At 65.8% G+C, this 18,744-nt stretch carries 21 protein-coding genes; 9 read left to right on the top strand and 12 right to left on the bottom strand.

Annotation, left to right across the window (positions count from 1 at the left end):
• Window positions 1-407 precede the first annotated feature (407 nt).
• Both MU521_RS01845 and MU521_RS01840 read left to right on the top strand, forming a co-directional pair.
• The gene (locus tag MU521_RS01845; protein WP_139171015.1) at window positions 408-968 is read left to right on the top strand and encodes a hypothetical protein; all 561 of its coding nucleotides are present in this window, start codon (window positions 408-410) and stop codon (window positions 966-968) included.
• Window positions 896-1,048, top strand: a complete 153-nt coding sequence (locus MU521_RS01840) for a hypothetical protein (protein ID WP_175452724.1) — start codon at window positions 896-898, stop codon at window positions 1,046-1,048. Before MU521_RS01845 ends, MU521_RS01840 begins: the two co-directional genes overlap by 73 nt.
• Window positions 1,049-1,084: 36 nt before the next feature.
• Here the strand turns inward: MU521_RS01840 and MU521_RS01835 are convergent, their stop codons facing one another.
• The 3 genes from MU521_RS01835 to MU521_RS01825 all read right to left on the bottom strand — a co-directional run bounded on the left by MU521_RS01835 (window position 1,085) and on the right by MU521_RS01825 (window position 3,931).
• Window positions 1,085-2,296, bottom strand: coding sequence for a helix-turn-helix transcriptional regulator (locus tag MU521_RS01835; protein ID WP_092686501.1), 1,212 nt, complete (start codon window positions 2,294-2,296; stop codon window positions 1,085-1,087).
• Between the two features lie 128 nt (window positions 2,297-2,424).
• Window positions 2,425-3,168: an FAD-dependent thymidylate synthase gene (thyX, locus tag MU521_RS01830; protein ID WP_092686502.1), complete on the bottom strand. Its 744-nt coding sequence runs from the start codon at window positions 3,166-3,168 to the stop codon at window positions 2,425-2,427.
• 1 nt (window position 3,169) lies between these two features.
• Window positions 3,170-3,931 (bottom strand): hypothetical protein, encoded by a 762-nt coding sequence (locus tag MU521_RS01825; protein WP_139171016.1) that lies wholly within the window; start codon window positions 3,929-3,931, stop codon window positions 3,170-3,172.
• An 86-nt stretch (window positions 3,932-4,017) separates the two neighbouring features.
• Here MU521_RS01825 and MU521_RS01820 point away from each other — a divergent pair, with 86 nt between their 5' ends.
• Window positions 4,018-4,356 carry a cupin domain-containing protein gene (locus MU521_RS01820; protein WP_092686504.1) on the top strand — a complete coding sequence of 113 codons (339 nt, stop codon included), beginning with the start codon at window positions 4,018-4,020 and terminating at the stop codon, window positions 4,354-4,356.
• Here the strand turns inward: MU521_RS01820 and MU521_RS01815 are convergent.
• Both MU521_RS01815 and MU521_RS01810 read right to left on the bottom strand, forming a co-directional pair.
• Entirely contained in the window at window positions 4,353-5,021 is a 669-nt protein-coding gene (locus MU521_RS01815; protein WP_092686505.1) for an RAD55 family ATPase, read from the bottom strand. The genes MU521_RS01820 and MU521_RS01815 overlap by 4 nt on opposite strands.
• Window positions 5,021-5,605, bottom strand: coding sequence for a HalX domain-containing protein (locus MU521_RS01810; protein ID WP_092686506.1), 585 nt, complete (start codon window positions 5,603-5,605; stop codon window positions 5,021-5,023). The genes MU521_RS01815 and MU521_RS01810 overlap by 1 nt, the downstream gene beginning before the upstream one ends.
• Window positions 5,606-5,766: 161 nt before the next feature.
• On the opposite strand from MU521_RS01810, the gene MU521_RS01805 reads away from it, so the two are divergent.
• A complete protein-coding gene (locus tag MU521_RS01805) occupies window positions 5,767-6,345 on the top strand; it encodes an MBL fold metallo-hydrolase (protein WP_092686507.1) in 579 nt (192 codons plus the stop codon).
• Between the two features lie 18 nt (window positions 6,346-6,363).
• On the opposite strand, the gene MU521_RS01800 is transcribed toward MU521_RS01805, so the two are convergent.
• The 3 genes from MU521_RS01800 to MU521_RS01790 are packed head-to-tail and all read right to left on the bottom strand — an operon-like array spanning window position 6,364 to window position 7,725.
• Window positions 6,364-7,164: an ATPase gene (locus tag MU521_RS01800; RefSeq protein WP_092686508.1), complete on the bottom strand. Its 801-nt coding sequence runs from the start codon at window positions 7,162-7,164 to the stop codon at window positions 6,364-6,366.
• Complete coding sequence (locus MU521_RS01795) at window positions 7,161-7,472, bottom strand: DUF5827 family protein (RefSeq protein WP_092686509.1); 312 nt, start codon at window positions 7,470-7,472, stop codon at window positions 7,161-7,163. Before MU521_RS01795 ends, MU521_RS01800 begins: the two co-directional genes overlap by 4 nt.
• 52 nt (window positions 7,473-7,524) lie before the next feature.
• Complete coding sequence (locus MU521_RS01790; protein ID WP_092686510.1) at window positions 7,525-7,725, bottom strand: hypothetical protein; 201 nt, start codon at window positions 7,723-7,725, stop codon at window positions 7,525-7,527.
• A gap of 109 nt (window positions 7,726-7,834) precedes the next feature.
• Between MU521_RS01790 and MU521_RS01785 the strand changes: the two genes are divergently transcribed.
• A complete protein-coding gene (locus MU521_RS01785; RefSeq protein ID WP_092686511.1) occupies window positions 7,835-8,233 on the top strand; it encodes a DCC1-like thiol-disulfide oxidoreductase family protein in 399 nt (132 codons plus the stop codon).
• Here the strand turns inward: MU521_RS01785 and MU521_RS01780 are convergent, their stop codons facing one another.
• Window positions 8,234-9,709: a lipase maturation factor family protein gene (locus tag MU521_RS01780; RefSeq protein WP_092686512.1), complete on the bottom strand. Its 1,476-nt coding sequence runs from the start codon at window positions 9,707-9,709 to the stop codon at window positions 8,234-8,236. It lies immediately after the preceding gene.
• Between the two features lie 107 nt (window positions 9,710-9,816).
• Between MU521_RS01780 and MU521_RS01775 the strand changes: the two genes are divergently transcribed.
• Window positions 9,817-11,001, top strand: a complete 1,185-nt coding sequence (locus MU521_RS01775) for an alpha-hydroxy-acid oxidizing protein (RefSeq protein WP_092686513.1) — start codon at window positions 9,817-9,819, stop codon at window positions 10,999-11,001.
• 75 nt (window positions 11,002-11,076) lie between these two features.
• Here MU521_RS01775 and sod read toward each other — a convergent pair whose 3' ends face one another.
• The 3 genes from sod to MU521_RS01760 form a co-directional block, all read right to left on the bottom strand.
• The gene (sod, locus tag MU521_RS01770) at window positions 11,077-11,688 is read right to left on the bottom strand and encodes a superoxide dismutase [Mn] (protein ID WP_092686514.1); all 612 of its coding nucleotides are present in this window, start codon (window positions 11,686-11,688) and stop codon (window positions 11,077-11,079) included.
• Window positions 11,689-11,822: 134 nt separating this feature from the next.
• Window positions 11,823-13,529: a sensor histidine kinase gene (locus MU521_RS01765; protein ID WP_092686515.1), complete on the bottom strand. Its 1,707-nt coding sequence runs from the start codon at window positions 13,527-13,529 to the stop codon at window positions 11,823-11,825.
• Between the two features lie 64 nt (window positions 13,530-13,593).
• Window positions 13,594-15,018 (bottom strand): cryptochrome/photolyase family protein, encoded by a 1,425-nt coding sequence (locus tag MU521_RS01760; protein WP_092687463.1) that lies wholly within the window; start codon window positions 15,016-15,018, stop codon window positions 13,594-13,596.
• Between the two features lie 566 nt (window positions 15,019-15,584).
• Here MU521_RS01760 and MU521_RS01755 point away from each other — a divergent pair.
• The 3 genes from MU521_RS01755 (at window position 15,585) to MU521_RS01745 (ending at window position 18,737) form a co-directional block, all read left to right on the top strand.
• Window positions 15,585-16,352 carry an SDR family NAD(P)-dependent oxidoreductase gene (locus MU521_RS01755; protein ID WP_092686516.1) on the top strand — a complete coding sequence of 256 codons (768 nt, stop codon included), beginning with the start codon at window positions 15,585-15,587 and terminating at the stop codon, window positions 16,350-16,352.
• 119 nt (window positions 16,353-16,471) lie between these two features.
• Window positions 16,472-17,263, top strand: coding sequence for an enoyl-CoA hydratase/isomerase family protein (locus tag MU521_RS01750; RefSeq protein WP_092686517.1), 792 nt, complete (start codon window positions 16,472-16,474; stop codon window positions 17,261-17,263).
• A gap of 97 nt (window positions 17,264-17,360) precedes the next feature.
• A complete protein-coding gene (locus tag MU521_RS01745; RefSeq protein WP_092686518.1) occupies window positions 17,361-18,737 on the top strand; it encodes an ABC transporter substrate-binding protein in 1,377 nt (458 codons plus the stop codon).
• Window positions 18,738-18,744: the final 7 nt, after the last annotated feature.

Genomic DNA, 18,744 nt, shown 5'->3' with positions numbered 1-18,744 from the left:
ACCAACCGCCCGTCGCTCCCGGAACTTCGCGGTACAGCGCCGTTCGATGGGCAGGTTCGCATGCCAAATCCCTGCCGGCTACACCGGATCGTAGTCATGATCGAACGGACAACCGAAGCGAACGGGACAATTGCCGGTAACGGGGTGGATGCCTCCGGCCCGTGTCGGGACCTAGTTCGTCGCTAAGTGCCGACTGGTCGGCTGGTTTCCCGCGAAAATTCTCACACTGGACACGCACGTAGAGATACAGGTGGTTGTGGCGTGGGACGGCCGAGTGAGGATCGGCCAGTAGGGGGGTCGGCGACTCCCGGGGGCGGAACCGGCACCGTCGAGCGGCGCGACTCTCGGCGGGGCAGTGGAGTCTGTGACGCCGCGTGGCCGACGAGGCAACCACGAAAGGGAACAGTATGCACGACAAATCACTACTGGCAAAGAGTGCGGGTGTCTCGCTGGGCGTGGTCGCGGTCGTCGGCCTGCTCTCTTTGAGTACCGGGACGGGACTGGCCGTCCCAGCCGCCGGCATCGGTGGGTTCACCGTCGAGGCCGACAGCATCGAGGGCGACGACCTGGTCCTCTATCCGGACGTGGTCGAACGCGATCAGGGATCCAACGCCCCGCAGGCGATCATCGAACTCCAGGCCAACCGCATCGAGGGACTGCGACTCGTCAAGACCATCGACCTCGGTGACGTGTCCGTCGACACCCTCGACGGCACCGTCCGGATCCTGGTCGAGTCCGACGGGACCGCCGAGACCGACCAGACACGCATCCAGTCGCCGGGACTGAACGCGAGCGAAACAACGTTCAACGGGCTGGCAATCCAGGGAACCGACTCCGCGACCCGGCCGAGACGTTCCAGATCACGGCCCCACCTGAACCGGTCGAAGGGAAGACGGTGGACCTCGTCGGCGGTGAGAACCCCGGCATCGAACTCACCGACCCCGAGATCCACGCGACGTACCTCGTGATCAACCAGATCACGCTCCCGGAGCTAGAACTGCGCGTGCAGTACGACGCCGCCGACGACGGCGAGTACGAGTTCGGGTAGCGCGCGTGCCCCGCGGGGGCTTGCCGCCGGCTCCGATCACTCGTCGTCGAACGGCGACCCGGCGGCGTCCGGTTCGTGGCCTTTGAGGCTGATAATGTTCTCGCGGCCGACCCGCAACTTGCTGATGTGCTCGTCGTCTTCCATGTCCGAGAGGAGCATACTGACCTTCGACTTCGACCACCCGGTCTCGTCGACGATGTTGGCCTGTTTCATCCGTCCACCGTTGTCCTCGAGCAGCGAGAGCACCCGATCCTCGTCGGTCAGCACCTCCTCGTCGGGGATCGGTGGCTCCTCCTCCGGTTCGGCCGCGGTCTGTTGCTCCGGTTCGGTCTCCGCCGTGGCACCGGCGGCCGGGCCGTCCGCGTCGTCGCTCTCGGTCGCCGTCGACCCGAACATCCCCGTCCGCCAGGCGATGCCCGCGCCGGCACCGACGGCGACGACCAGCACGCCGACGAGGACCATGGGGAGGAGTCCGCCGCCGTCGTTCGAGACCTGATCGGGGTTGGCCGTGGTCGTTGCCACACCGCCGCCGTTACCGAGTGCGCTGGGATCGCCGGTCGTGAACACGACTTGTGGGTTGTCGTCGGCGAACGACTGCGGGCCGGCCCAGCTGAGTGAGGGCGTCCCACCACCGGTCGTGCTGTCCGGTTCGGGGGCGGTCCGGTCCGTCAGCAAAGAGAGGTCGGGACCGGCCCGGAAGACGAGTTGCTGACTCTCCCCGACGTAGAACTCGCCCTGGAACACGTCGCCGACGGTCACGCTGTCGCCGGCCACCTGCGCGAAGTTCGTCCACAGGAACGACATCTCGACGACGCCGCTGTTGCCCTGTGGGTTCAGCCCGGCCGTCCGGGTGAACTTCGTGGCGGTCATGTTCCGGCCGGTCGCGTCACTGCCGGCGGCGGTCAGCCCCTGTGCGCTATTCTGGAAGTTCGTCCAGAGGTCGGTCTCCGCCGTGCGGAACCGCTCGGCGTACTCGCGGAACTGTGCGCGTTCGCTGTCGTTCAGGGGGCCGCCGGTGAAGTGCTTGAACGTCCACCGTGCGGAGCCGTTCGCGTACACCGTGACGACGAACCGCGTCGACTCGAACTGCTGTGGTGTCGCGAGGGACTGCCCGCTGTCGGGCTGTGTCCCAGCGCCGTCGACAGGGGCGGCCCCACTGCCCCCTGGAGTAGCAGCGACCACGCCCTGTCCGAGGACTCCCCCGGCAAGCAGGAGACAGACGAGAGCGAGCGAGAGCGGACGAGACATCTAGTGAGAGAAAGAACCCCCGGACTCTATAAAAACACTGTGTCTGACCCAACTTCGCCGGTGTCGACAGGTCGGGTGACCCGCCGGTGTCCGGTGATTAGCCGGCTGCGAGTGGTCGCCGTTCGTACTCAGGGTGCCAGCCGATTCTTCCGGTTTTTCATGTGCTCCTCGTAGTACTCGAAGGTGATCGGACACCACTCCGAGGCCAGGTCGAGGACGCGCTCGGTCAGTTCCCGAATTTCCCACTGGGCATCCGCCGCCGCTCGCATGTCCGCCACGTGCATGAGCATCCGGACGTTCATCGACATGACCATGTTGACCTCGGTCCCGATGGGCAGGACGAACCGGGCGTCCTCGGGCGGCATCCCCAGGTCGAGCAGTTCCTGATAGGACTCGACGGCGTCGGCGACGGCCTCCTGGAAGACTTCCTCGCGCTTCTCTGCCGTCTCCTCGCCCACCGCGCCGCTCTGCTGGTTGCGCCCGACCCAGTCGGGATCGGTCGCCGACGGCGGAGTGACGACCATCTCCCCCGCGCGCACGTCGTCGGGGTCCACGTCGTCGAACGAGACGTAGCGCATGGATCGAACGTCGAAAGACACGTGCCGGTGTCGGGTGATCTGGGCCATACAGGAGCGACTGATCCCCTTCACTGCGAAGGTGGCCTGTGGATGCTCGAACGGGCCGAAGTGGCCGTGGTCGAGCAGGTGGCCGATGAGGGTTTCCATCTTGTCCGCAGTCGTCTCGCCCTCAACCGTGTCCATAATTTCCTCGAACGAGAGATCTCCGACGTAGGCTTCCATGTAGTCGTTGCGCGCACCTTTGCAGATGAGACGTTCAGGATCGTCTGTGGCTTCGAGTAGTTCGACTTCCATGTCAGGCTGTATTGGTCGTTGTATGCCTCCAATAAAACGCTTCCTTCGCTTTTCGATACCGCCCTCTCCCATCTGTAACGAACTTGTACTCGTACCCGGGAACGGGGTCACCGATGTACTCGAAGAAGTCCTCGGTTTCGTCGGACGTGAGCATCACTCTCCCGCTTCGGAACGACGGTGAGATCGGCGTCGTATCGAACAGCCCTTCGATCACTCCGGGTCGGTCCCGCTCGTTCTCCACGGCAAGCCAGACCTGCGGTCGCCTGTGACCTTCGGTACCCCACAACAGGTGCCCGTCACAGACGTACCACTGTTTGAGTACCGCCGGACGAAGGTCCTGTTCGGCGGGATATCGTTTCTCTGAGTCGTACCAGTGTCTGTATCGATTGAGCGCCGGATGCCGCCTCGTCGTCAACACGTACTGATCTCGAATATCGTAGTCGAGCGACGAGATGCGGTCGAGGTCGGACCGGGCATTCTCGGCACGGATTTCGTCGCTCGTCCGATGCAGCGTGACGCCGTTCGAGAGCCATTCCAACTTCTCGTCGACCCACTGCAAAAAAGTGACGCAGATGTTACATACATCGACACGTGTGTTTGCTGCCGACGGCGGGTCGTGTATGGTTCCATCGCCCATCAAGATGCCCGTCAATAGTCCCAGCCAGCGTTCCGGAAGCGCTGGGTAGGAACAACTGCTCGACATCGCCCAGTGTTGCGTCAGTCTTCGGTAGGACTCACCACACTCCGGACACTCCGTTCCCATACCGTGTCTGCTCCCGGTTTCCCTGATAAGGGTACGCCTCAGTTCCCGACACTGGATTCTTGTCCTCCGCAGTCCATGCTACGTCCATGGCTTACCAGAAAGCATCGACCGACGACGTGGAATCGGTGATCGACGACGAGTACGGCGGCATGTGGTTTCTCAAGGAAGCCCTCGACACCGACGAGGTGGGCGTGACCGTGATGCGCCTGGAACCCGGTTCGAAGGGCAAGCCCCACGACCACAGCGAGGACGGTCAGGAAGAGGTCTACTGCGTGGTCGAGGGTGAAGTGGTCGTCGAGTTCGACGGCGAGACCGTGACGCTCGGCGAGAACGAGGCCGTGCGGATCGATCCGGACCAGCGCCGCCAGCTCCGAAACGAGAGCGACGACCTGGCGCGACTGGTGCTGGTCGGCGCGCCGATCTAGAGCGACTGCCAGTCCGTGGGGCCGTCGGTCAGCCCCATGACGCGCGCCTCGCGGCCGGCGTCGGCGTCACGAACGTCCACCAGACCGTCGAAGGCCTGTTTGATGACCTGCAGGGTCTGGTCGTCGTGGGCACCGCTGTCGATGGTGAACACGCCGATGTAGCCCGCAGCGTCCAGCCGCGAGGAGAGGACGTGACAGAACTTGAACACGGTCTCGCGGTCCGTGTAGGTGAGCATCGTCGACAGCGAGATCAGGGCCATCCGGCCCTCCTCGGCGCCCGCGCCGTGGAGCGCTTCCAGACACTTCGTGATCCCGATCCCGATGCCGGTCAGGTCCCCAGGTGAGGAGACCTTGTGAACGTACAGGCCGGACGGGGTGTCGCCGTCGGCGAGTCCGCCGCCCGACCCCTCTGCACGGCAGTCGACGACGCCCAACTGGAGATTGGAGACGCCAGCGACGCGGTCGCGGTAGTCCTCGACGATGGTCTCGGCGCTGTCGCTCGTCGAGACGACCAGCGCGCCGTCGCCCTTCCGCGAGCCTTCGGCCAGAATTTCCATCGCGAGGCTCTCTTTGCCCGTCATCGCCGGGCCAGCGATCAGGATGCTGGTCCCCGGGCGGACCTCCGACACTGCCTCAGTTTCCAGAACAGATGATAGGTCGTACATTACGTGTCCTCACTGCCGCCGATCTGCTGAATCGCCGTGATGAAGTCGGCGTCGTCTTCGACACCGCCCATCGTCTGTGAGAGTTCTTCCTGCAGGCCGGCGATCCGGTCCTGTAGCTGTGCGTATTCGTCGCTCTCTGCGAGCTCTGCGCCACTCTTTGCCGTTTCCAGCGTGGCCTGCTTCTCGACCAGTGCGTAGTACTTCTGGAGCAGGCGGTCGTAGGTTGATCGTTCGAGGAGTTTCTCGACGGTCTCGATGAGTTCCTCGCTCCTGATCGGTTTGCTGAGATAGGCGTCGAACCCCATCTCCAGGATGTCGAAGTCGGGCTCGACGGCCGTCACCATCGCCACCCGACAGCCCAACTCCCGCTCCCGAATGCGTTCGAGCACCTCGTCGCCCGACAGTCCGGGCATCATCCGGTCGAGCAGAACCACGTCTACCTCTTCGTCGAGCTTGTCGAGCCCCTCGTCACCGTCCCCAGCGATCCGGACCTCGTACTCGTCGGCGAGCCAGAGGTTGTAGGTCTCGGCGACGTCGGGCTCGTCCTCGACGATGAGCACGACAGGTGCTGCTGAATCAGTCATCTGCGCTCTTGTACGCTTTTACCATTCCTCATACATAGCCCTGTGGGTCGATACTCACGCCTGATACCGATCCACGGGTCTCCTCACACGGGTCAACCGCCTGCCAGGTCGTGTCAGCATGAAGCGACACGCAAAAGCCGCCGGTCGCTGTAGCGGGGGTCATGATCGTCAACCTCGCTCGTGGTGTCCGCGCGTTCACGAGCAACGTCTTCCTGGTGGACGGCGACCGGACCGTGATCGTCGACGCCGGCAACGAGTTCGACGTCGTCGACGCGGCCCGCGAGTACGTCGACGACGTGGACGCGCTCGTGATGACGCACACACACCCCGACCACGTCGGCAACCGTCCCGACATCGTCGCCGAGTTCGACGTGGACGTGTGGGGCTACGATACCGACCAGTCCGGCGTCGACCACGCCATCGACGACGAAGAAACCGTGACGCTTGGCGACCACGACTACCAAGCACTCCACACCCCCGGCCACAAGGGCGACCACCTCTGTTTCTACTCGGAGGCCGCAAGCGCCCTGTTCGCGGGCGATCTGATCTTCGCCAACGGCGGGTTCGGCCGGACCGACCTCGCCGAGGGGAACCGCGACGTCCTGATCGACAGCATCGAACGCGTCCGCTCGGTCGTCCCCGAAGACCTCGGCGAGATGCACACCGGGCACGGCCCGAGCGTCACCACGAATCCCTTCCAGGACGTCGAACTCGCAGCCCAGGCCGCCCGGATGGGGTAGCCAATCGGGGCTGCGCCCTCACTCCACCGCAGCCAGCAGTTCCTCGTACCCCTGTTCGTACGCCGCCGCCACCGCAGACGGGTCCTCGCGGTCCTCGCCCGACAGTGCGGGGAGGGGTGCCGACCCCACCGGGTCGATCAGGTCGACGACGCCCGGAACGCGTTCCTCCAGTTGCCCTTCTCCGGGGCCCCCGCTGGTGATCGAACAGGCTTTCCGGTAGCGCTGGCCCTCGTAGATTCGGACACGGGCGGGTTCCACGACGGCGACGGCGTCGGGTTCGAACTCGCGGAGCGGTCGGGCCACGTCGCCGTAGGACTCGACCACGGCGCGCTCTCGCTCTTCGATTCGCCGGGCGATGCCGTCCAGCGCCACCAGGTGGAGGTTCCCCATCACCTCGTTCAGTTCGGGGAGCGAGGAGACGTGGGTCGCCTCGTCGAGCGGGAGGTCCGTCCGGACTTCCGCCGGGATCTCGACGGTGTCGTTGACGACGTAGTTCTCGGCCACGCGGTCGACGACGAACTCCCGGTCGGTCTGGCCGAGCATCCCTGCGCCCTCCCCCGGCGAGGGCCGCCAGAGCCGGTGGATCGGGTTGATATCCTCCGGGTCGAGGGCGTCGGGGCTGGCCGCGGCCAGGCGCTTGGCGTCCTTCCCGAACAGGCGGCCCTGCTCGACCGCGTGGCGATAGTCGTCGTGGTGGAACCAGTGGTCGTTGCCCGCGCGTGGTTTGAATCCCACCGCGTCGAGGTGGTCGAGCAGGCCGACGGTGAACGTGGTCTTGCCGGCGTCGACCCGGTCCGCGCCGGCGACGAGTAGTTTCATTCGCTGTCGGCGTCCGCCCAGTCAGTTCCGCCGGCCGTCTCAGCGGTCGCCAGTCCGTAGTGGCCGGGTTCGTCGTCGTCGGCCGGCTCGGCGAACACGAAGGCCTCGCTGTTGTCGAGCATCCACGGGATGGTCCAGTCGAGCAGGATGTCCTCGGTGGCCGGATCGAGGTCCTGTCCCGGGTCCAACCCCTGGAACAGCCGGGCGATCTCGTAGACCGTATACATCTCGTCGGCGTCGAGCACTTCCCCTGGATCGCGAAACTCCAGAGACCGGAGATCCTCGAATTCGGATTTCGGAACGGGCATGGCTCCCGGTTGCTCCCGCGCCGTCAAAACCCTCCCGTCTCGCGCTGACCGGTCAGAGCGACAGTTCGCTGTAGATTCCCCAGGTCATCCCGGCGACGCCCCCCACGGCCAGAGTGACGCCTGCCAGCCACGGGGGTGAACCGACCCGGAAAAGCGCCGTCAGCCAGAGGCCGGCGACCAGCGTGATACCGCCCGCGACGACGGCCTGCACGAACCACTCGACCGTCCCGGGGACGAACCGTTCGGTGGACACGGCCCTCACTGGTCGTTCGACCGGTATGGGTCTGGTGGTGCGGGGGCCGGCTCGGTGGCAGTGGCGTCCCGACCGGAACGGTTTGTGCCTGGCGTACCTACCGCCGAGCATGACGGACGCGACGCTCGTCTACGACGACGACTGTGCCTTCTGCACGCGGAGTGCCGAGTACGTCGACGACCACGCGCCGGTCGACATCGTCGGCTTCTCCGAACTGGCCGAGACGGACCTCCGCGAGCGCCTGCCCGAGGGGTTGCCCGAGGGGTACGAGGACTGCTCGCATCTGGTCACCGAGGAGACGGTGTACTCCTGTGGCGAGTCCATCGAGCGGGCGTTGCTCATGTCGGACGTGGGCGAGGAGTACCACGCCGTCGTCGAGTTCCTGCGGGAGTTCGAGGAGTACGAACAGCTCCGGGAGTGGGGGTACGAGCACGTCGCCCACAACCGCTCGTTCTGGGGTGACCTCGCCTCGCTCGTCGGCGGTGACGACCGGCGTTCTGGCGGCTGACTACGACCCCGGCCGACGCCCACCCGTGGGCGACCGGAGCTCCGACAGCGACGTGGAATGAACGTAGATGCCGACGAGGTCACGCTCCCACCACTCGCCGGTCTCGGCACGCTCCTCGGGCGTGGTGTAGCGGTAGCGGAACCGCCGCACCCGGACCTTCTCGGGCGGCTCGTCGGGGAACGGATTGGACCGCAGCAGCGACAGCGTCGAGCCGTCGTTCTCCAGGAGGTCGGCGAGGAAGGCCGTGAACCAGCGCTGGCGGCGGCCGGGTCGGGGTTGCATGGCCGCGAACCAGAGTTGCCAGTCCAGTCGCAGGTGGTACGGTGCCCACTGGGGTGGACGCTCGTCGGTCCGGACCGGCTGCCCCTCGAACTCGTAGGCTCGCCAGTCGTCCTCGTCGGGGTCGTCGGCCCGTGTCCCTTCGACGACGAGCTGGTAGCGCCGCGTCGTGATCGAGCCGAACGCGCCGTAGGTGTTTACGAGGTGGAGCGGATCGAAGGCGGTGTTCATCGTCTGTGACGTCGAGAGCATGTTGCGGACGGGGTTGCCGCTCAGGGCGACGACGAGTGTGGCGACCAGCACCGACGCCACCTGCAGGGGGAGCGGTGCCGGCGCGGCCGAGGCCGCAGGGAGCGGGAGGGCAGTCGTCAGCACGCCGTCGCTGAACGTGGTCAGTCCCTGCACCGCAGTCAGCGCGTTCAACCATGCGAAGTTGCCCGTCAGCATGAGCCACAGCTGGAAGCCGATGGTCGCGAGGCCGCCGATAGCGGCGTAGGGCTGGGGCGCGAAATAGAGGAAGGGAATCGCCAGCTCGACGACGTGGTTGCCAAGCACCTCCACCCGGTGAAACCGGTCGGGGAGGTGGTGAGCGTACCACGAGAGCGGGTTCGGCATCGGCTGGGTTTCGTAGTGGTAGTCCATGCAGGTCAACTCGCGCCAGCAGTCGTCCCCGCGCATCTTGATCAACCCCGCACCGAACATATTGCGGAAGAGGGCCCACTTGACGAGCCAGATCACGAGTACCGGCGGGCCGGTCGCCCCGGCACCGAGAAAGATCGCGAGGAACCCCGTCTCCAGCAGCATCGACTCCCAGCCGTAGCCGTAGAAGATCCGCCCGGCGTTGACGAACGACTGGTAGAGGCCCCACAGAAGGGCCCAGATCGCGACCGAGGCCACGAGCGGCCACGGTTCCGGGAGCAGGTACGGGACACCCAGCAGGGCCGATACCGCCAGCCCGACTCCGGTCCAGGCGGCGAGCCCGACGACGCGATCCGAGGGGTAGAAATAGAACAGGCTCGGCCGGTCCCGGAACTCGACGGCTTCGATGTACCCCTCGATGGGGAGCAGGCCGTCCTCGCCGACGAGTGCCCGGAACTGGCTGGCCGCGACGAGGAAGGCGACGAGATAGAGCAGCGCCAGCCCGCGCTGGAGCAGGAACCGGACGTACCAGTACCCCCCGGCGTCCAGCAGTTCCATGCGAGGGGGTCCGTTCTGCGAGGGGCAAAGGTCTGGCGTCCGCGACCGTCGGGCAGCGGAGCCCGGGAGCCGAAACTGGTATTGAGACGGCGCTGTTTCGGGGGCGTATGCCAGACTCCGACCGATTCGGCGACGAGCGCGTCAACGACATCTATCGCCGCGGGATGCTGGACGACGAGACCACGGACTTCCCGGTATCCTACGAAGACCTCCGGAAAGCCGCCCACGCCGCCATGAGCGAGGAGGGCCGCGCCTACGTCCACGGCGGTGCGGGCAGCGACGAGACCTTCGAGCGCAACAAGGACTTCTCACCGTGGCGGATCGTCCCCAAGATGCTCCGGGGTGTCGAGTCCCGTGATCTCTCGACGGAGATCGCCGGCGTCGACTTCGACGTGCCCATCGCGCTGACCCCGCTGGGCGTCCAGTCCCTGCTCCACGAGTCCGCCGAGATCGGCACGGCACAGGGGGCCGCCGAGATGGACGTGCCGCTCATCCTCAGCTCGCTCTCGACGGAACCGATGGAGGACGTGGCCGAGGCGCTGGGCGACACCCCGAAGATGTTCCAGTTCTACTGGTCCTCGGACGACGCCATCGCCAAGAGCTTCCTCGACCGCGCGGAAAAGGCCGGCTACGACGCCATCGTCGTCACCGTCGACGCGCCCATCCTGGGCTGGCGCGAGCGCCTGATCGAACGCGGCTACTACCCCTTCCTCGAAGGCGAGGGTGTCGGTAACTACTTCTCCGATCCGGAGTTCCGCTCACAGCTCGATCAGCCGCCGGAAGAGGACCCCGCCGCGGCGGTCGAGCACTTCCTCGACATCTTCGGTGACTCCAGCCTCACCTGGGAGGACCTCCAGTTCGTTCACGACAACACCGATCTCCCGGTTCTCATCAAGGGGATCCTCGATCCGCGAGACGCACGAAAGGCCATTCAGCACGGCGCGGACGGCATCGGCGTCTCGACCCACGGCGGCCGCCAGGTCGACGGCTCCATCTCGGCCATCGAGGCCCTCCCCGCAGTGGCCGAGGAGGTCGACGGCGAGGTGCCGATCACCTTCGACAGCGGGGTCCGGCGGGCTTCGGATGCGTTCAAGGCCATGGGGCTGGGTGCCGACGCGGTATTGCTCGGCCGGCCCTACGCATACTCGCTGGCAGTCGACGGTGCCGAGGGTGTCGAAACCTACCTGCGGAACTTCGTCGCGGAGTTCGATCTGACGATGGGGCTCTCGGGCTGTCGGAACGTCGACGAAATCTCGCGGGACCACCTGCGACACGAGTCGGAGTTGCACTGATTCGAAGACTCCGCGTTGGGTCGGGGCCGTCGCTGGCGGCCCGTGGCGCCGAAAAAAAGCGTCGGTTTTGGCGACTTACTCGTGCTTCGAGACGGTCTGCTGGTACTGTTCTGCGACGTTGTCCCAGTCGACGACGTCGAAGAACCCGTCGATGAAGCTGCCGCGGTCCGGACCGTAGTCGTAGTAGTAGGAGTGCTCCCAGACGTCCAGCGCCAGGATCGGATGGGCACCCCAGAGCGCGCCCTGGTCGTGCTTGTCGACCGGGACGTTACGCAGCTGCTTCGCGACGGGGTCGTAGACCAGCAGCGCCCAGCCACCGGCGGCCGACGCGGCAGCCTCGAACTCGCCTTTCCAGCCCTCGTAGGAGCCGAAGTCCTCCTCGATGCGGTCGGCGAGTTCCCCGGAGGGTTCGCCGCCGCCGTTGGGGTCCATGTTCTCCCAGAACAGCGTGTGGAGATAGTGACCACAGCCGTTGTGGGTCACGTCGCCCATGGCCGCAGCGGAGCTCCCGAAGTCACCGTTCTCACGGTTCTCGGCGAGGGTTTCCTCGGCGCTTTCGAGGCCGTTGACGTAGCCCTGGTGGTGGGTATCGTGATGCCATTCGAGCACCTGCTCGCTGATCGACGGCTCGAGCGCGTCGTAGTCGTACGGAAGCGGTGGCAGTTCGGGGTTAGATCTCTCGGGCATATGTAATCTCCTCCATCACAGTAGTCGGCTGGCCACCTGTTAAAGGTTTAGAAGGCGGGTGATATCGTACAAAATCCGGCCGGTATGTAACCGTTCGCAGCTAGGGTGTGGGGCCTCGCGCTCGACCCTGACCGTCACTCGCTTCGGGCTGGTTCGGATTCCTCGATCACCGGCACTTCCAGCCGGATGGTCGTGCCCGACACGTCGGACTCGACGATGGTGACCGTCCCGCCGAGCCGTTCGATCCCCCAGGAGACGAGCCACAGGCCCAGTCCGCTGGAGTGCTGGAGCGGGGTCTCCTCTTTGGTCCGCAGGACCGACCGCTCCTCGGTGGGGATGCCGGGGCCGTTGTCGACGACTTCGATGATCGCCTCGTCGCCGTCGATTCTGGCGTCGACCCGGACCCGGGGGTCGTCGCAGTCGTTGTGTTCGGCGGCGTTTTCCAGCAGGTTCCGGAGGACAGCGCCGAGCGGCCGGTCGCAGGTGGCGTCCCCGTCGGGGGCCGACGACTCGACGGTCACGTCGGGATAGGTCTCCCGTGCGCGCTCGACCTCGAGGTCGAGGACCTGCGAGACGGTGATCGGGTCGCTGTCCCCCTCGTCGTCGAGGATGCGGTCGATCTCGCGGGCCTTGTCGCCGAGCGTGACCATGCGCATGGCCTTCTCCTGGATGCGGTCGACGGCCTCGCCATCGTCAAGGCGGTCGGCGTAGCCGTAGATGACGTTCATCTCGTTGCGGAGGTTGTGCCGGAGGACGCGGTTCAGCACGTCCAGTTGCTGGACGCGGTTGCGCCGGTCGGTCACGTCGTGGATCGAGACGATCTGTCCGGCGGTCCCGTCGACGGTCGACCCGAGATCGGTCTCGCTGAGTTCGTAGTAGCGCACCCCGTCCTGCCGTTCGATCTCGATGGTCTCGGTGTCGCCCTCGTCCAACTCCGAGTAGGTCGGGAGGAGCGCCGACACCGGCCGTTCGACGGCGGCGTCGCGCTCGCAGTCGAGGATGTCGGCCGCCCGCGGATTGCAGTCGATCACGGTGTCGTCGTCGTCGACGACGATCACGCCGTCGTCCATACTCTCGACGACCGAATCTCGGGCGACGCGACTGGAGACCGGCACGGCGTCGAGAAACCGGAACTGCGACAGCGCGGCCAGCCCCGCAGCCCCGGAGATGACGAACATGAACGGCGTCGGGTCGAAGTTCGTCAGTGACAGGTCCGTGCCCGTCAGCAGGACGACCGGGAGGTAATCGGTGGCGTAGGTGAGGTTCCCGACCCACGGCGCGAGGACGGTCACGAGCAGGGCGGCCGCCTGCCCCCGGTAGAGCGACCGGCTACTGACCGCCAGCTGGATGACGTGGAAGGTCCCGGCCGCCAGTAGGGCGTACGCGTAGGTGATGAACACCCAGAACCAGGGGCCACGCCGAGCTTCGACGAGTGCGATGTCACCGTACCGTCGGACCGCCCGGTCCGTGTACAGCAGGTGGTGGGCGTCGTTGGTCGCCAGCAAGAATAGAGTGACTAGCGGGACGACCCCGAGTGCTGCTAGCGTCCGCCGAGAGACGTACTCCTCGCGGCTCGTGTACTCCAGGGCGAACACCAGCCACGCTGGCGGGAGGACGGCGGGGCCGAACCACTCCAGACTGTGCAGGAGTATCCGCCGGCTGGAATCGAGGGTGAACAGACCGATCGCGGAAGTGACGACCCACCAGGTCCCGGCTCCCATCATCGCCGCGAACGGCGTCGCGCCGGGTTTGGGCCGCTGCCGCCACGCCAGCAGTGTCAGCGCGGCAGCGGCTGTGATCGTCCCCCAGATGAGCACGAACGAGACGTGAGAGACCGCCATAATCGCGACTCCCGCGTACGTCGTGTGGCTGACGTTATAAATACAACCGATGGCTGTCCAGGGATTAGTCGTCCCCCCGAGCGGACTCGAACATTTCGATAGCCTGCTCGCGCCGCTCGCCGTGGTCCACGATGGGCGCGGGGTACTCCGGGGCCGCCTGCTGGCGCTGGGTCAGCGAGAGCGTCGGCCAGTCGTGGATCAGGTCCGGGTCGACGCCGCGCAACTCGGGGACGTAGGTCGTGATGTACTCGGCGTCCGGGTCGTAGCGTTCCCCCTGTGTCGTCGGGTTGAAGATCCGGAAGTACGGCTGGGCGTCGGTCCCCGTCGAGGCGGCCCACTGCCAGCCGCCGTTGTCGTTGGCCGTGTCGTGATCGACCAGTTTCTCCCGGAACCAGTCGTACCCGTGTCGCCAGTCCAGCAGGAGGTCCTTCGTCAGGAAGGAGGCGACGATCATGCGCACCCGGTTGTGCATGTACGCCTCCTTTCGCAACTGGCGCATCCCCGCGTCGACGATTGGATACCCCGTCTCGCCGTCCTTCCAGGCCTGCAACGCTTCCGGATCCTCGCGCCACTCGATCGCCCGCTCGTACTCCTTGTAGTTCTCGGTGACCACCTCGGGGTTGTAGAAGAGGACCTGCGTGTAGAACTCCCGCCAGGCCAGTTGATCCTGGAACTCGAACACTGACTCGGCCTCGTCGCTGCCCTCTTCGACCGCGAACTTCGCGGCCTCGGTCTCCTCGTACACCTCCCGGATGCCGATGGTGCCCCACTTGAGGTGGGCCGAGAGCCGGGACGTACACCCGTCGGCGGGGTAGTCGCGCCGCTCGCCGTAGCGGTAGATGGGCCCGTCACAGAACTCGCTGAGTCGGTCGCGTGCGGCCGCGGGGCTGGCCGGCGGCACGTCGGCCTCGGGGGCGTCGAATCCCAGCTCCGAGAGGGTGGGGAGGGGTTCGTCGTCGCTCACGTCGGCCAACTCGTCGCCGGTGGGTGCGTCGAAGGGGTCGGGTTTCCGTCGGTCGTGCCACTTCTTCGAGAAGTAGGTGAACACCTGATAGGGGTCGCCGTCGTTGGTGGTGATCGCGCCGGGTTCGTGGAAGATGGCGTCGTGGACCCCCTCGCGTGTCACGTCTTCCTCGGCCAGGGCCTGCCGGACTTCGGCGTCGCGTTCGGTCGCCAGTCCGGAGTAGTCCTTGCACCAGGTGACGCCATCGGCGTCGAACTCGGCGGCGAGGGCGGGGAGGATCTCGCGGGGGTCGCCCTGTCGGACGAGCAGGTCGCTCCCGCGGTCGCGGTACCACTCGCGGAGAGAGGCGAGCGCGTCGAGCATGAACGCGACCCGGGGCGGGCCAGCGTGTGCGAGCACGTCACGGTCGAAGACGAACACAGGGACCACACCCGGGGTCTCGTCGTCGGCCGCGGCGGTCGCGGCCGCCCGAAGGCCGGCGTTGTCTGCACCTCGCAGGTCCCGCCGGTGCCAGTGGATGCGCATACCACTTCTAGGGGTGGGCCCGTTCAAAAGCCCCCGCCCAACCAGTGAGGTGATCTCGACGGAGTCGACGGATCGAATACCAGGACTCCAGGTCGCCCCCTCGCTCACGCCGCCAGACGCGTACCAGTAGCACGCGTTCGTCTCGATTTCGACGCGTTGGGTCTCGTTGCGCGCGGTCAGGACGACCGCGAACCGTTCGATCCCGTCCGGGTCGGCCGCCGCCGTATCGTACACCTCCCGCTCCGCTCCGGGTTCCAGCTCGTAGGTCTCGGCGTGGACCGTCTCGTTCGTCGCGGTGCGAACGACCCGTAGCTCCAGCGTGACGCTGCGGGTCCAGTCGTTGTGTAGCGACACCGCGTGGTGGGGATTCGGCTGGTTCCCGCCCTGTTCACCGAGACACCCCGACCCGAGAGCCGCCAGTAGGCCGATCACGACGGCGAGCGCGGAACGTCGAACAGTCACCTGCACCGAATCTCCGTTCCAACGAGTGCTTTCTGCCGGCAGTGTGGCGGCCGGGGGCCACTGCCCGCCGAGTATTTATCAGTCCGACGCTCGCAGGCAGGGGTATGCACGACGAGTTCGACCTGAGTGGACGTGTCGCAGTCGTCACCGGCGGGAGTCGCGGCATCGGGCGGGCCATCGCGGAAGGGCTTGCCGGCGCTGGCGCGTCGGTCGTTCCCGCGTCCCGGACGGCCGAGGACGTGGAGACCGTCGCGGCGACCATCCGCGACGCCGGCGGAGAGGCTCACGCCGCGACGGTGGACGTGACCGACGAGGATAGCGTCGGGGCCCTGTTCGACGAGGCGGTCGACGCCTTCGGTGGCGTCGACGTGGTGGTCAACAACGCCGGGGTCAACCCCGACCCCGCACTCGGGTCGCCCGAGCGCGTCGACCTCGAAGACGGATTCGACTTCACGGTCGACGTGAACCTCCGCGGGGCCTTCGCGTGTGCACGAGCGAGCGCGGAGCATCTGGCAGACGGCGGCGGCAGTCTGATCAACGTCGCCAGCGTCGGCGGGTTGGTCGGGCTTCCCCGGCAGCATCCCTACGTCGCCTCCAAACACGGCCTGGTGGGCCTGACCAAGAGCATGGCGCTGGACTGGGCCCCCGAGATCCGGGTCAACGCCATCGCGCCCGGCTACGTCGCGACGGACCTCATCGAGGAGGCGATGGAAAACGAGGACATCCGTCAGTCCCTGCTGGACCGGACGCCGCTGGAGCGGTTCGCCGAACCCGACGAGATCGCTGGTCCGGCCGTCTTCCTGGCCAGCGACGCCGCGAGTTACGTCACCGGCTCCGTGCTGTCGGTCGACGGTGGGTGGACGAGCCGCTAGCTCGGACCCTCACGGCCGAACGGTGCCGGAATTACAATGTTAGCGCAAATTGCTAGCTGTGAACCAGTGGTAGACGATGGGGAAATTTTTTGAACGGGTAGGCCGACAGGGGTCGTAGTATGTCGGACGAATCAGTACTCTTCGAAGTCGAGGACGGCATCGCCACAGTGAGGCTGAACGAACCGGACATGCGCAACGCGCTGACGGGCGACGTGGCCGAGGGCATCGTCGACGCCATGGATCGGGTCGACGAGTCCGACGCGCGGTGTGTCGTCGTCACGGGCGCAGGCGGGTCGTTCTCCGCCGGCGGTGACATCAACGCCATGCTCGAAGGCCTCCACGGGGAGGTCCAGCCCTACGAGAAAGTCCAGAACATCAACGACACCTCCGAAGCGCTCACCCGGGTCCACGAGTGTGAACTGCCGGTGATCGCCAAGATCGACGGCACCTGTTTCGGCGCGGGTGCGAACCTGGCCATCGCGTGTGACGTGCAGGTCGCAAGCGAGAACTCCCGGATCAGCTTCGGGTTCCGGCAGGTCGGGCTCGCAGTCGACACGGGAACCTCGTACTTCCTGCCCCGGATCGTCGGCCAGAACAAGGCCCAGGAACTCGTCCTGACCGGCGAGATGCTCGACGCGGAGGAAGCCGAAGACATCGGCCTGTTCACGCAGGTCTACGACGACGACGAATTCGAGGACGAGGCCGCCGAATACGTCGACCGCATCGCCTCCGGTCCGACGGTCGCGCTGAAAACCTCGAAGCGGCTCATCCGCCAGGGACTCAACAGCGACCTCGATCAGGCCATGACGAACGAGGCCGCGGGCCAGGCCCAGGTCTTCGAAACACACGACCACGAGGAGGGTGCGACGGCGTTCATGGAGGGGCGGGACCCCGACTTTGAAGGCCGGTAATACGAGGCCTTTTATATTAGCTTCAAATTTACTTTCATTTCCCCAACAAACGCCACGAAGATTTATTAGCCTCGTTTACAATGTGGGGACAGACACCATGGTTAACGATGGAAGTAGTAGCGGTGCAGGAAGCGCCAATGGTAGCAAAGAAATCGGGGACGAATACAATGGAAATAGTTCGAAGCTCAACCGACGCCGGTTCATTCAGGCGGCCGGTGTCGGGGCGGCAGCGACAGGGTTCGCGGGCTGTCTCGGGGGCGGTCCCGGAAGTTCGACCGAAGGCATTCCGAGCGAGGTGACCATCGGGGTACTCGCTCCGGCACCGGAGAACAACCCGATCGGTGCAGCCATCGCCAACTCGGCGGAACTGGCGGCCAAGCAGATCAACAACAGCGACAAGCTGCTGAGTGAGGCCGACAACGTCAAGGTCTCGATCAAGAACACCCAGGAGAGTCCCTCGACGGGTCGACAGCGCTATCGTGCGCTGACGCTGGACGAAGGCGCACACATGACGACCGGTGTGTTCACGAGCGAGGTCCTGCTCCAGCTGATGGACCCCATCGCACAGCAGCAGACGGTCCACATGACGACCGGTGCGGCGTCACCGAAGGCGAGCAAGCAGGTCAACGAGAACTACGACAAGTACAAATACCACTTCCGAACCGGCCCCATCAACGGCTATCATCTGGGCCAGAACATGGTCGACTTCCTCGAGGCGAAAGGGAGCGACCTCGGCTGGGACTCGGTGGCCCTGCTGGTGGAGAACTACGAGTGGACGAACCCGGTCCAGAAGGCCATCGACGACCACATCGGGGATCTGGACGTCGACGTCGCGATGGAACGGCGGTACGCGTCCGGGACCCAGAACTTCGGTCCGATCTACGACTCCGTGGAGGAGTCCGGTGCCGACGCGGCCTTCGTCGCGATGGCCCACACCGGGACGCCGGCGGTCGTCCAGTGGGCACGTGACCAGCGGCCCTTCGAGTTCGGCGGCATCCACGTGCTGACCCAACTGCCGGCCTACTACAGCATGACCGGTGGGGCCTGCCAGTACACGGTCACGCAGAACACGGCGACCCCCCAGAGCGAACTCACCGACAAGACGCTGGACTACGCCGAAGCCTACAACGAAGCCAACGACGGGTACCCGGTCTACACCGGATACATCACCCACGACGCGATCATGCAGTGGGCGAACGTCGCCACCGAGCGCGGCACGGTCAACTCCGACGAGATCGTCAAGGGCCTCGAAGAGAGTTCCTACACCGGCACTGCGGGCAGCATCGACTACTACGGCAAGGACCACAAGTACGCACACGACATCAAGTACAACTTCACGACCGACAGTCCGCCGGAAACGGGCGTCAACCCCGTCTTCCAGCAGTGGCAGTCCGAGGACGGCAGCGGCGTTCAGGAAGTCCTGCACCCGAGCTACGTCTCGAGCGCCGACTACCAGGCTCCGCCCTGGGTGTAACGCGGAC

This window comes from Halorientalis regularis (genome assembly GCF_023698535.1).
In the GTDB taxonomy this organism is placed as follows: domain Archaea; phylum Halobacteriota; class Halobacteria; order Halobacteriales; family Haloarculaceae; genus Halorientalis; species Halorientalis regularis.
This window is presented reverse-complemented; position numbering and strand designations above follow the sequence as displayed.